Below are 11,111 nucleotides of genomic sequence, written 5' to 3' on the forward strand. Positions count from 1 at the left end.
GTATTCCTACACATATTCACAACATTCATCAAGGCTGGTAAAATGAAATGCTTGATAGAGAAGTTATAATTGAAGTTTCGATTACCTAGTTAACGTATTGAGGAGAATCCACGATGAACAGCATTGAATCTATAGAAACTGTGGTTGCAATGATTCCAATCTTAAAGACGGCAGTTCCTGCTGAATTATCGATTGCTATTTGTGATACTGAGAAATTTATTGCATATTGGCCTGGAGAAAATATTGATTTACAAATACGAGTCGGTCAACTCTTGCATCACGAGGAACCGTTAACGCAGGCGATTCGGAACAATGTAGCGCTAAAGTCAGAGGTGCCAGCCACATTTTATGGTTTTGAATTTACAGGAACGGCTACACCGCTCCACGACTCCAAAGGAAATGTAATCGGTGGCATAGCCATTCAGCTTCGTAAACAAAGTGAATTAATAGCTATTGCCGATCAAATTTCGCTTTCACTAACCCAAGCCAACAATCAGCTCTCGCAAGTCGCGGAGGGTTCGGATGTACTGGCGGATTCTGCCCAGCAGCTTCTTGCACTGGCCCAACAGACGGTAGAACAGGTAAATGAAACGGATAAAGTTGTATCGATGGTTAGAAGAGTAGCGGACCAAACGAATTTATTAGGTATTAATGCGGCAATTGAAGCGGCTCATGCAGGGGATCGAGGAAGAGGATTCGGTATTGTAGCCAACGAGATACGGAAACTATCCAATGAAACGGTTACTTCAACGAACGCGATTCAGCATACATTGAAAACATTCGAAAAGGACATAGGAGAAATGCGTGTATCCATTGAACGTATGACGGCAATCGTTGAACAGCAGGCGACGTCGTCTCGGCAGGTTTCGGACTTTATTGAAGAGGTTCATCGGATGTCGGAGCAGTTGAATACATTCGCAAAGAGATTATAACTCAACTCTACGGGGGCGATCCTCGGATGACATCAAAACTGTGCCTACACCGGTAGAAGCACATGCGGTGTGATCTTCGGACAGGGGGCCAAATCCCCTCGGTCCACCATGCAAATCCACAACTGCACGAGGTTGTGGATTTGCGCTATTTCCTCGACTCTTTAGTGTGTGTTTTTCGATGCACGGAGTAGTTACATGAACAGCATTATCCAATATAATTACTGTGAATAACATTGGGAAGGGGGATTATAGTTGGATTACTTTCAACGGACTCAGAGATTTATTGATTATATTGAAGATCATCTTGATGAGGAAATCGATATTGATGAAGCTGTGAGTAAATCCTATATTTCCAAGTTTCACTTTTACCGATTATTTAAAGCTATTGTTGGTATAAGCGTTCACGAATATATAAAAAGAAGAAAACTTAGTAAGGCAGCGGAGCATCTTCGCAACACAAATGATGACATCTTAATGACGGCTGTAAAGTATGGTTTTAATTCACAAGAAGTATTTACACGTAATTTCAAGAAGCTATTTCACTATCCCCCTGCTAAGTTCCGAAGCATGAATGAGTATAACTGGCGTTCACGCAGGACAAATAAAATTAATGTAGATGCTCTTAAGCTGAAAATAAAAAACTTTAGCGGAAAAATTATAGTTCATGAGAAGGTTGAGATCATAAAAGATTTACGGCTGGTGGGCATTGAAAGAGTAACCAACGATAATAACAGCTTCACAGTGATTGAAGCCATGGAGCATTTTATACAAGAGGCTGAGCGAATACCAAATATCGTGAATGAAACCATTTATCGTGTTTGTTATGATATTGATCAGTCAGAAGAGATTGCTCAATATAAAGAGTTAATTGCTGTGGAGGTTACGGATCACTCTGACTTGCCGTTAGGAATGACAGCGAAGCGTATAGAATACGCGAAAGTGGTTACCTATACCCATGAAGGTAGGCTATTTGCAGGTGAAGAAGAGAAAATTATTAATACCTATCAGTTCCTATATAGTTATCGTATCCCTTATTTAGCGTACGAACTAACCAATGAGTTGTTGCTTGAAAAGTATGGCGCGGATTTTAAGGGGCCGTATCAAGAAGACTCAAAAATGGAGATCTCATTTTCAATTCGATAATAACAATAAAAGTAGCAATAAGAATCAAAAAATAAGATGAGCGTTCTGGTATTTTTAAGTTAACGAGAAGTTGGCTTGGAAATCTAGAGAGCTTATTTTATTGGAGGGATTTCTTATGTGTACTACATTTACGCTTCAAAATAAGGTATCCATTTTACTGGGACAAAACTATGATTTTTATTATGGGCATGGCTTAATTGTAGTCAGTAAGAGAGACCTGCTGAAGGAATCTCTTAAGGAAGAAGGCAAAAAAGGAGTAACATGGACATCTAAATACGGAAGTGTTACCTTCACGCAGTTTGGACGTGAGTTACCGATGAGTGGAATGAACGAAAAAGGCTTGGCTATTGCTATGATGTATCATGAAGATGGGCAATATCCGGAAGAAGACAACAGACCTGCTCTAAATGAGCTGCAATGGATTCAATATCAATTAGACCAGTATGCTTCGGTAGAAGAAGTGGTCAATCATCTAGATAACATACGATTAGAAAAATCAATGTATGAGCTGCACTATACGGTTTCAGATGCCTCAGGCCATACCGTCATCATTGAATTTGTTGCTGGAAAGCCGCAGGTGATCAAGGATGCACAGTACTTTGTGGTAACGAATACCAGCTTCGATAAGTCACTACAACATGCGAATCAATTCAAAGAAACCTCTATATCGAAGCTGTCGAAGCGAGTGAATTCTCTGGACCGGTTCACACTTGCTTATCGCATAGTGGAGAATAAGAGTCTAAGGTATGCATCTTCGCAAATTCCGATCAAGGAGGCATTTGCCGTACTAGAAGAAGTGTCAGTAAAGCCCTCTCTCGGAAGCATCTGGAGATGGGTTGGGAACAAGATTCCGCCTACCTTTACGTATTGGAGTATCGTATTCGATATGAAGAACTTAACGATTCATTATCGAGATTATCGCAATAAGGCCATACGATCAATTGAACTGCAGAACTTTAACTTTTCTAAAGTTGAGCCCGTAGTATCCTTGCAACTGGATAATCAATTAAGGGGTGGAATAGAGTCTGATTTCAAACCCTACACCGTCCAAGATAATGAACGAATTATCCGATTAAGCTATAAACCGATTACGGATATTTTTTCGATAGAAGATCAGTTAGAGCTAGCGAAATATCCCGATACATTCAAGTAAGGGCTTATTAATTTAAGAATGGTAGTATTAAAGGGAATAGAGTAGAGAGAGAAGAAATGTGGATTTACTAATCCATGGTTCACCTCCATCATCATCAAAACCAGCCGCAAGAGGCTGGCTTTTTTGTGGTGCGCCACGCATGGCGATTAACTAGGTGGTGAAAGTCCACTGTGGGGGCTTGTAGTTGCCAACCACTAGCCAAGAGCAAGGGTGTCCATCGCGAGGTGGAATCTGAAGGAAGCTGGAGGCAAAATTCCGACCCGAGGAACACGAACATCATAAGATATAGGATATGGGACGAGTTTGCCATACAAAACGAAGTCCAATTAACTACACGGACATACCTATGTAGATGATGCGGGTGAGGTCGGCTACTCAACTAATGGGTAGCCTCCTACCCGATTTAACAGTGTATTACGTAGCGATATCCGCCCATACTTCATCTTCAACGTCTAATTGAATTTGTGAAGGGTAGACACGAAGTTGGTATTCGTTCAATACGTAGCGCATAATCGCTTCTTTAATATTGGCTTCAATGAGATAACGGCTGCGACCTTGAATCCACACTTCTGCGCTAAAGCCTTGATCTTCCTCATAGAAGAGCTCAACTTCAACCGAAGTAATCGGAACCTCATGACGCTCTGCCATGTTTAAGCAGACGGCGTTGACGATCTGATCCATAGTTAGGCGCATCATCGATTACCAGCGACGATTGTTCGGATTTTGGTTTTGCCTGCGGCGTTTTATCGCATCGTATATTCCTCTGAAAATCATGAACAAGACGAACAAGGCGAGAACGTTAACGAGTAAGCCCATCATGTTTCCGAAAAATCCAGAGCCGAACATGCCGCCGAACATTAAACCGGCTAACCCACCAATCATCATGCCCTTCATAAAGCTACCGCCACTAAACAGTCCTCGTTTCGTAGAAGTGCCGGTTCCAGATGTAGCCGAAGATTTATTTGTAGTGGAGCTTTTGCTAACTCCGTCTTGGGATTGTGCTGGTGTTTTGTTGAAGGACTTCTTACCTGAACTGAACGAGCGTGGTCTTGCATCTGCACTATCGACCGGTATAGTTACGGCAATAGTGAAAGCGAATAAGCTGAGTACTAATAATGTTTTTTTCCACATGATGTTAATTACCCTCCTGCATTTGTCGTAATTGTCTTACGAGTATGTTATACGTGCGTAGACTTCGCAGGTTTCACTTAAAGTGGTGATGCTCATAAATCATTTTTGAGGTATGCTACCACTAACGGGTTTGTTGATTAAGGAAAGGGGCATAGTGAAGATGCAAAAAACGATAGATTATCCCGATGAGTACATTCAATATTTAGTAGAATATAACGGTTCTCGCGATTATTTCGAATGTCATGAAATTATGGAAGAGTATTGGAAGGAACATCCGGATTCAGAATATAAGACATGCTGGTTAGTCCTAATTCGGATTTCAGTATGTATGTATCATTCGAGGAGAGGAAATTGGGCGGGGGCTATTAAGCTCATGGGCAAAGCTGCTGAAGAAGCAGAAGCTCATCAATTCGACAAGCTTGGTCTAGATGGAACGAAGCTTGTTGAATTGATGAGGCAAGCGGCTCTTGATTGGACGCAACCTAACCGAACCTATGTAGATCTCCAATTACCAATTATAGATCACAAGCTGCAGGACGCTGCTCGGCAACGTTGTAATGAGCTTGGTTATATATGGGGAATTCATGGACAGGAGGCAGGGGACCCGATCATTCATCGTCATCTTACGCGGGATAGGAGCGATGTTGTACTTGAAAGAGCTGAATCAGCCAAGCGCAAAGCGTTTAGTCGGCAGGTTCCGAATGAAGATAACCGTCTGTAACAACTTCTAATGCACCAGTATCGGGATGAATAATTAGTCCGTGTACTGGAGTGTTAGGAGGAAGCAAAGGGTGGTTTCTAACAATCTCAACGCTGTTCTCTACGCTTTCTCTTACGTTATCGAAGCCAGTCAACCAACGGTTTAGATTGATTCCTGAGTGTCGCAAAGTATGAATGACATGCTCTTCAATACCACGTTCTTTCATATGTGCCACAACATTGTCCGGATTGATCCCTGTCATTCCGCAATTATGATGACCGATTATAAATACTTCATTTGCGTTTAGCTCGTACAATGCAACTAATATACTCCGCATAATATTACCGAATGGCAAGGTTACAATACCACCTGCATTCTTGATGAGCTTGGCATCTCCATTGCGGAGGTTCATTGCTTTAGGAAGCAGCTCAGTGAGGCGAGCATCCATGCAGGAGACGATAACGACACGTTTCTCGTTATGTTTGTTAGTTAAATATTGTTCAAATCCTTTATCTTGCACGAATTGCTTATTATAACTTAAGATTTCATCCATTTTACGCACTGCTTATTCCTCCTATCAATTTATAGCGCTTGTATGTTCGTACGTTTGTCTACAATCTTGAATCGATTACTATAGATTTGGCCATCGCTAGCTAATTTGAAGGCGCGATGCTCGGGTTGATAAGTAATGCGCATATGATCGTCGAAGAACACCTCATGACGTTTTTCATACCAGATCTCGAAGTGATTACTCTCGGCATGTAGATCGTCGCTCAGAGGCGCACTGATCGCCCATATCGTGGCAACACCATCCACCGAGCAGCCGCATCCCTCTGAATCGAATACGAGCTTCAAATCCTTTGTATCTTCACCGAATTTTGCTTGAACTTCTTGGATCGCTTGTTCGCTCCATTGTATGTTCATAGGCAATGTTCTCCTCTCCAAAAACTTCATCCAATCTTACCTGATTATGTTTCAAGTAAGTTGATTATAAATTTTACGGAGAGTATGATCAAGAAGACAATATCTACTCTGGAAAGGTCGTGCCCTTATGAGTACCGTAGATCAAGCTTTTTCTCCTTCTTTGAAGCGATTTCGGGAATTGACAAATCAAATTAAGCAATACGAAGAAATATTGGGAGTCGTTTACTGGGACATGAGGACAGGTGCGCCGCGCAAAGGGCTAGAGCAACGTTCCGAGGCCGTCGGTGCTCTGTCTTCAGAGTCGTTCAGATTAGCAACATCTAGTGAGATGGGAGAGTTGCTAGCTAAGCTGAATGAGTCGGAAGAACAAAACCAGCTTAATGAAATCAATCGCAGATTAGTCGAGGAAACGACGAAGGAATATGAACGCAATCGGAAAATTCCTCCTGAAATGTATCGTGAATATGTTGTCTTAACCTCACAGGCGGAATCCGCTTGGGAGATTGCTAAGGATAAGAACGATTTTCCAGGCTTTGTCCCATACTTAGAGAAGATTATTGCATTCAACCGCAAATTTATTGAAATATGGGGAGTAAAGGATACTCCTTACGATACGCTGTTAGATATGCATGAACAGGGACTTACAACTGTTGAATTGGATCGCTTGTTCGGTGAACTCAGAGCACGACTCGTGCCTCTTGCTGAGAAAATAGCGAACTCCAAACATAAGCCAGATACATCGTTCTTAGAAGGAACCTTTGACATAGAAAAGCAGAAGAAGTTTAGTTTGTTTATTTTGAATGAAATGGGTTACGATTTCGACGCAGGAAGACTGGATGAGAGTGTACATCCTTTCGCGACAGGATTAAGCCCAGGTGATGTGCGAATTACGACGAGATACTTAACTGATGACATTATGAGTGCGTTATTCGGTACGCTTCATGAAGGTGGACATGCTCTTTATGAACAAAATATTAAACCCGAGCTTATTGGAACTTCTTTATGCACAGGAACTTCGATGGGAATTCATGAATCGCAATCGCGACTGTGGGAAAATATGGTCGGACGCAGTTTAAGCTTCTGGGAACGCTATTTACCAGACCTCAAGGCTCATTTTCCAGGACAATTGGATGGAGTCACGGCAGAACAGTTCTATAAGGGAATTAATGTCGTACAGCCATCACTCATTCGGATTGAAGCGGATGAACTGACCTATAATCTGCATATCATGATCCGCTATGAAATTGAGAAAATGCTATTTAACGAAGATTTGGACCCACGCGATTTACCGGAAGTATGGAACAAGAAATATACGGAAGCGTTGGGGGTTACACCTCCAAATGATGCACAAGGTGTATTGCAGGATGTTCACTGGTCAGGCGGAGCATTTGGCTATTTCCCTTCTTACTCGTTAGGCAATATGTATGGTGCCCAGATGATGAACATTGCTCGTCAGAAGCTTCCTGATCTAGAACAGCAAGTCGCTTCAGGACAATTGCTTCCGCTTAAGGAATGGTTAACGGATCTGGTTTATCAACACGGAAAGCTACTTAACCCGTCAGAGATCATTGAACGGATAAGCGGTGAACCGTTGCAATCTTCTTATCTGTGCGATTACTTAGAAAATAAATATCGAGAAATTTATCGTTTGGAATAATAGGTGTGGGGGCGGAGAGAAGACAACTCTCTTACGCCTCTTTTTACTTGGATCATGCCGGGAGGATATCAGATGGGTTTTCGCGTCATCAAAACTGCGGTAGCCACACTCACCGCAATTTATACCGCCTATCTCTTAGGCGTAGATAACCCGTTATCTGCAGGCTTGCTGGCCATCTTAGGCGTGGAGACAACACGCTGGCGGGGTATCAAATCTGTATTTGCTCGGTTCATGGCTTCCATATTGGGATTGGCGCTAGCTTCGATCTTATTTGATTTCATTGGATTTCATATTTGGGTGTTAGCTATCTATATCCTTCTCGCCTATCCCCTGCTATCGCGGGTAGGCTTTAAGGATGGAATAATAACGGGTTCCGTTATCGTATTTCATTTGTTCGCCCGTGGTGAAGTTACCCTTCATGCATTACTAACTGAATTAGAGCTTCTTGTCATTGGTCTTGGATGGGCAACGGTGTTTAATCTTATCTACATGCCTAAAGAAAACAAGACGCTAGCGGCTTTGCGCAAGAAGACGGAGGAAGGCTTCTCTAGTATTTTCTTTCACTTAGCTGTCCACTTGCGTAATCCCGGCTTCGTGTGGGGTGGGGAGGAAGTTTTGAAAACGGAATCCGCTATTGAGGAAGGGATTGAGGTAGCCAGGCGTGCGCGTGAAAATCGGCTAATTCCACAGGACGAGCCGTGGCAGCATTACTTTCAAATGCGACGTCAGCAACTGGAATCTATTGAATTGATGATGGAGTCTGTTGCTTTCGTATCCAGTAAAGTCCCACAGGCTGAATTGATTGCGGTTCTGTTCGACCGTCTTATAGAAGATGTGAAGTCGGAATTCTATGAGGGAGAAACGGAGCGGATGCTGGATGCGTTGGAGAAAAGCTTCGAGGAAATGCCATTGCCAGCTTCAAGAGACGAATTCGAAACCCGCTCTGCACTCTTCCATCTTTCGCGTGAATTGAGGCGTTATTTAAGTATTGCAAGCCGTGAAAAAAAACAAAAGTCAACTTCTGCCCAAGCGATCATACAATGAAAGGTAAAGTCTATTCCGCCAACCGACTGCAACTAATGAAGTGGGTAACGGTTGCAGGCTGCAACAATACATTTTTGTCACTCTAGACGAATGTCCTGCATAGACTTTAAGTGACTTGATCGTATGGAGGAGGTCATCTGTAATGGCTATTGCGGATAAACGGCTGCAACGCAGGGAAATCATCACGAAAGCAGTTTGCGGCAAAGGCCGTAAGTTCTCAACGATTACCCACACCGTAACGCCGCCGCACCACCCGACCAGCATTCTGGGGGCGTGGATCATCAATCATCAATATGAAGCGGTGAAATCAGGAGACGGAATCGAAGTAATCGGGTCTTATGATATTAACATCTGGTATTCCTACAACAAGAATTCGCAAACCGATGTTGCGAAAGAGACGATCTCGTATGTGGATCTCGTTCCTCTCTCGTATGTAGACCCGAAACATCGCTCCTCTACAGAAGAGGTATCTGCGGATGCAACGCAGGAACCTAACTGTGTGGAAGCGACGATCAGTTCTAATGGTTCTTCAGTGCTCATCCGCGTCGAACGGGAATTCGCCGTGGAGATGGTAGCGGAAACGAAGGTGTGTGTCGTAGTGGATCCTAACGGATGCGACGACGATGGGAAAGAAGTTGACTTCGGTCTGGGTGATGATGGAGATTTCGAGGATCTCGATTCCGATTTACTGGAAGACGATTTGTAATCGGTTCGGTCATCGGCCGGTACTTAAGTCTATGCAGAGACGGTACATTAGTCGAGGGCGAATGCCCTGTCGGAGCATCGGGATAAGCCTGATTGTAGCAAAGGTAAACATAGGGAAGGGTCATTCGGCTTCGGCGCTTACACGCCGCCTGCGGGAAGGCCCTTCCCGTGTTTCGTAGGGGGAATCCGCATGGACAGTCGATCGGGGACAGTGTGGTTGTATGCTGAGGGGTTAAAAGGGAGCGTCACCAGCATGGAGCGAGCGGGTGTTCCTTTGATTCGAAACCTTGCGATGGCTAAGTCGAATGATTGCGTCATGATGATAGGAACTCGTGGAACAGCGATTCGATCTGCGCATGCTTTATCCTCTATACTCCCTAAGGCGATATCCCCTTGGCTTATGAATGAAGTTGCGAGGAGTGTATCCGCACTAGAACCTGCTGAACTGGAAAGGCGTTTGCGCAGGGAAGGCCTGCCTGCACGAATTGGAGAATCAGATTGGAATAGTACGCCTATCTCCGTTACGGTTTGGGGTTATGAAGCAGTTGAGATGAGGCGTTCATTCCCAACTTTACATAAAGTTAATGGAGTTAAATATAAAGCTGGCTTATGGCGCGAGAGGATGTTCATAGCGAGTGATCATGCGATATGGAAGCCCGCTGAGAAAATGGCCATACGTAGCTTATATTTACTAGGACTTGACTTCGGTCAGGTTGAATTACTGTTGAATAGCAAAGGGAAGCTCAGTGTTACGGGCATTTCACATGAAATGGACCTGCAGAGCAAGGAAGGCGAGCGTAAGCTAAAAGCCAAGCTTCAAGAATTCTCAGCCACATGGGCTTCCGAAACGTCTCTTGGCGTTCAGGCTAAGCTTGGAGCAGATCCAGAATTTGTACTGATGTCAACGGAAGGTCGGATCATTCCAGCTTCACGCTACTTCTTGCCCGAAGGGGATGCAGGATGTGACTCCGTTAGAATTCGTGGGGAGAAGCGTTGGCCGCTTGTTGAGCTGCGACCCAAGCCGTTCATGGAACCAATCCAACTGACGGCTGATGTGCGTAGACTGCTACACGTTGCAGCTCATCGTACAGAAGGAGCCTCTCTCTCCTGGCGTGCTGGAGCTTTACCTGTACCCGGTTTACCTCTTGGGGGTCATATTCATCTGAGCGGTGTTGCTTTGATTGGAGAACGCTTGCGTGCACTTGATAACGCGGTGGCACTGCCCCTACGAATGCTTGAGCCGTTTGCGGCGGCACGTAGGCGACCACGCTATGGCTCTCTTGGAGATGTGCGGCGCCAGAGCCATGGGGGGTTCGAATATCGAACACCCCCGAGCTGGCTCGTATCTCCTCGTTTGACTCTGGCAGCGTTCGCACTTGCTAAAGTTGCAGCTGAGCATTCAAGAGAACTGTCCGCGGATCGTCCGCTGGATAGTGATGATTGTCGGGATGCGTTCTATGAAGGCGATCGGACGTCACTCCTGCCTGCAGTTGAACGAGTGTATGCCGCGATATCAGCGACTGAAGCCTATCAAGTTTATCGTGAACCTATCGATTTTGTATTCGATGCAATCAGACGTAATCGGAGCTGGGATGAGAGCACAGACTTTCGAGTAAAGTGGCGTATTCCGATTTCTTAAGTTTTGGCTTGGAACTGTCCCCGCGCAATTCATTTTTGTTATAATGAGTTATTGAACGGAACATTAGAGTTCAAATAGTCAGG

12 protein-coding genes are annotated in these 11,111 nt (G+C 44.1%); 8 read left to right on the forward strand and 4 right to left on the reverse strand.

Translation table 11 applies throughout. From position 1 onward, the window contains the following. The first annotated feature begins 113 nt into the window (after positions 1–113). The 3 genes from M1K58_RS04370 (at position 114) to M1K58_RS04380 (ending at position 3,228) form a co-directional block, all read left to right on the forward strand. Positions 114–932, forward strand: coding sequence for a methyl-accepting chemotaxis protein (locus M1K58_RS04370; protein WP_306220145.1), 819 nt, complete (start codon positions 114–116; stop codon positions 930–932). 252 nt (positions 933–1,184) lie between these two features. After that, positions 1,185–2,075: an AraC family transcriptional regulator gene (locus M1K58_RS04375; protein ID WP_256757441.1), complete on the forward strand. Its 891-nt coding sequence runs from the start codon at positions 1,185–1,187 to the stop codon at positions 2,073–2,075. A 115-nt stretch (positions 2,076–2,190) separates the two neighbouring features. After that, positions 2,191–3,228 carry a linear amide C-N hydrolase gene (locus tag M1K58_RS04380; protein WP_256757442.1) on the forward strand — a complete coding sequence of 346 codons (1,038 nt, stop codon included), beginning with the start codon at positions 2,191–2,193 and terminating at the stop codon, positions 3,226–3,228. A gap of 414 nt (positions 3,229–3,642) precedes the next feature. Here M1K58_RS04380 and M1K58_RS04385 read toward each other — a convergent pair whose 3' ends face one another. Together M1K58_RS04385 and M1K58_RS04390 are read right to left on the reverse strand one after the other, a co-directional pair. After that, positions 3,643–3,909 (reverse strand): DUF2653 family protein, encoded by a 267-nt coding sequence (locus M1K58_RS04385; RefSeq protein ID WP_306220146.1) that lies wholly within the window; start codon positions 3,907–3,909, stop codon positions 3,643–3,645. Positions 3,910–3,927: 18 nt separating this feature from the next. Next, positions 3,928–4,359, reverse strand: a complete 432-nt coding sequence (locus tag M1K58_RS04390; protein WP_256757443.1) for a hypothetical protein — start codon at positions 4,357–4,359, stop codon at positions 3,928–3,930. 160 nt (positions 4,360–4,519) lie between these two features. Between M1K58_RS04390 and M1K58_RS04395 the strand changes: the two genes are divergently transcribed. After that, entirely contained in the window at positions 4,520–5,080 is a 561-nt protein-coding gene (locus M1K58_RS04395) for a DUF309 domain-containing protein (RefSeq protein ID WP_256757444.1), read from the forward strand. Here the strand turns inward: M1K58_RS04395 and M1K58_RS04400 are convergent. Continuing rightward, positions 5,043–5,621 carry a beta-class carbonic anhydrase gene (locus M1K58_RS04400; RefSeq protein WP_256757445.1) on the reverse strand — a complete coding sequence of 193 codons (579 nt, stop codon included), beginning with the start codon at positions 5,619–5,621 and terminating at the stop codon, positions 5,043–5,045. The genes M1K58_RS04395 and M1K58_RS04400 overlap by 38 nt on opposite strands. Before the next feature lie 20 nt (positions 5,622–5,641). Further along, on the reverse strand, positions 5,642–5,983 hold the full coding sequence (locus tag M1K58_RS04405; protein ID WP_256757446.1) for an iron-sulfur cluster biosynthesis family protein: 342 nt from the start codon (positions 5,981–5,983) through the stop codon (positions 5,642–5,644). Between the two features lie 127 nt (positions 5,984–6,110). Between M1K58_RS04405 and M1K58_RS04410 the strand changes: the two genes are divergently transcribed. The 4 genes from M1K58_RS04410 to M1K58_RS04425 all read left to right on the forward strand — a co-directional run bounded on the left by M1K58_RS04410 (position 6,111) and on the right by M1K58_RS04425 (position 11,028). Beyond that, entirely contained in the window at positions 6,111–7,640 is a 1,530-nt protein-coding gene (locus M1K58_RS04410; RefSeq protein ID WP_256757447.1) for a carboxypeptidase M32, read from the forward strand. Between the two features lie 72 nt (positions 7,641–7,712). Then, positions 7,713–8,684 (forward strand): aromatic acid exporter family protein, encoded by a 972-nt coding sequence (locus M1K58_RS04415; RefSeq protein ID WP_256757448.1) that lies wholly within the window; start codon positions 7,713–7,715, stop codon positions 8,682–8,684. A 142-nt stretch (positions 8,685–8,826) separates the two neighbouring features. Further along, complete coding sequence (locus tag M1K58_RS04420) at positions 8,827–9,390, forward strand: outer spore coat protein CotE (protein ID WP_256757449.1); 564 nt, start codon at positions 8,827–8,829, stop codon at positions 9,388–9,390. Positions 9,391–9,579: 189 nt separating this feature from the next. Then, positions 9,580–11,028 carry a putative amidoligase domain-containing protein gene (locus M1K58_RS04425; protein WP_256757450.1) on the forward strand — a complete coding sequence of 483 codons (1,449 nt, stop codon included), beginning with the start codon at positions 9,580–9,582 and terminating at the stop codon, positions 11,026–11,028. The last annotated feature ends 83 nt before the right edge of the window (positions 11,029–11,111 follow it).

This window comes from Cohnella sp. WQ 127256 (assembly GCF_024519285.1).
Classification (GTDB): Bacteria; Bacillota; Bacilli; order Paenibacillales; family Paenibacillaceae; genus Cohnella.

Coding starts and splice junctions, on each gene's coding strand:
- M1K58_RS04370 (WP_306220145.1), top strand. CDS start 114: ATGAACAGCATTGAATCTATAGAAACTGTGGTTGCAATGATTCCAATC.
- M1K58_RS04380 (WP_256757442.1), top strand. CDS start 2,191: ATGTGTACTACATTTACGCTTCAAAATAAGGTATCCATTTTACTGGGA.
- M1K58_RS04385 (WP_306220146.1), bottom strand. CDS start 3,909: ATGGATCAGATCGTCAACGCCGTCTGCTTAAACATGGCAGAGCGTCAT.
- M1K58_RS04390 (WP_256757443.1), bottom strand. CDS start 4,359: ATGTGGAAAAAAACATTATTAGTACTCAGCTTATTCGCTTTCACTATT.
- M1K58_RS04395 (WP_256757444.1), top strand. CDS start 4,520: ATGCAAAAAACGATAGATTATCCCGATGAGTACATTCAATATTTAGTA.
- M1K58_RS04405 (WP_256757446.1), bottom strand. CDS start 5,983: ATGAACATACAATGGAGCGAACAAGCGATCCAAGAAGTTCAAGCAAAA.
- M1K58_RS04410 (WP_256757447.1), top strand. CDS start 6,111: ATGAGTACCGTAGATCAAGCTTTTTCTCCTTCTTTGAAGCGATTTCGG.
- M1K58_RS04415 (WP_256757448.1), top strand. CDS start 7,713: ATGGGTTTTCGCGTCATCAAAACTGCGGTAGCCACACTCACCGCAATT.
- M1K58_RS04420 (WP_256757449.1), top strand. CDS start 8,827: ATGGCTATTGCGGATAAACGGCTGCAACGCAGGGAAATCATCACGAAA.
- M1K58_RS04425 (WP_256757450.1), top strand. CDS start 9,580: ATGGACAGTCGATCGGGGACAGTGTGGTTGTATGCTGAGGGGTTAAAA.